The organism is Oleiphilus sp. HI0067, from assembly GCF_001635735.1.
This window is the reverse complement of record NZ_LWFI01000403.1, coordinates 1-1,322: the sequence shown is the minus strand read 5'-3', so window position 1 is coordinate 1,322 and position 1,322 is coordinate 1. Positions and strand designations below refer to the sequence as shown.

Genomic DNA, 1,322 nt, shown 5'->3' with positions numbered 1-1,322 from the left:
CTTGGACGTCTGATATCCGTTGCTGGTTGAAAAGGCACGGCATTTTGCTGTGCCTTTTTTGTTTAGAATCAATTTAGAGAACTATCAAAAAGATGACGCAACTTAAGAACGATCGATTTTTAAAAGCCCTTTTAAGAGAGCCTGTTGATGCAACGCCAGTGTGGATGATGCGTCAAGCTGGTCGTTATTTGCCTGAATATCGTGAGACGCGCGCACAAGCGGGTGATTTTTTGAGTTTGTGCAAGAACAAAGAGCTAGCGTGCGAGGTGACTATTCAGCCTCTAGAGCGCTATGACTTAGATGCGGCAATCTTGTTTTCAGACATTTTGACGATTCCTGATGCGATGGGCTTGGGACTATATTTTGAAACTGGCGAAGGGCCGCGGTTTAAGAAAGTCATTCGTACAGAGCAAGACGTGGCATCGCTTAAGGTTGTTAATACCGCTTCAGACTTGTCGTATGTCACCGATGCAGTGACTGAAATTCACGGTGCGTTATCTGGGCGTGTTCCTTTGATCGGCTTTTCCGGATCGCCTTGGACCTTGGCGACCTATATGGTTGAGGGTGGTTCTTCGAAAGATTTCCGACATATTAAAGCGATGATGTATCGCGAACCTGAAACTCTTCATGTCTATTAGATGTGCTTGCAGACTCTGTCATTGACTATTTGAATGCGCAAATCGATGCAGGTGCTCAAGCTGTTCAGATTTTCGATACATGGGGCGGGAATTTAAGTGATCAAGCCTACCTCGATTTCTCTCTTGCTTACATGCAAAAGATTGTGGCGGGTTTGAAGGCGGAAGCGCGTGGTTTGCGTGTACCATCGATCGTATTTACGAAGGGTGGTGGTCTGTGGTTGGATCAAATCGCTGACTGCGGTGCGAATGCGCTAGGGCTTGATTGGACGATGAATATTGGGCGAGCTCGCGCTATGGTGGGTGATCGCGTCGCGTTACAAGGTAATATGGATCCTAGTGTTTTATATGCTAAGCCAGAGCAAATTAAGGCTGAAGTTGCCCGGATATTAGGGGACTTTGGTGCGGGCAATGGACATGTGTTTAACCTCGGACACGGTATTCATCAGTTTGTAGACCCCGCGGCGCCGAAAGTCTTTGTTGATGCGGTGCATGAATTGAGTGCGCAGTACCACGTTTAAGCGTCTTGAGCGTTTGCTGCGTCACAAATGTGGTGGCGCAGCGTTTATCCTACCTCACGCATATCTTACAATTTTGTCTCACATTAAGAATAACTAGGAAAGTTCATGAGTCGTCTTGCACGAGCCTTTTTATATTCTTTGACTGTTCTCGTTGTAGGATGCGGGG

At 46.7% G+C, this 1,322-nt stretch carries 1 pseudogene; it reads left to right on the top strand.

What is annotated here, in order from left to right:
- Positions 1-92: 92 nt before the first annotated feature.
- A pseudogene (gene hemE / locus A3739_RS04760) lies at positions 93-1,156 on the top strand (uroporphyrinogen decarboxylase).
- Positions 1,157-1,322 lie beyond the last annotated feature (166 nt).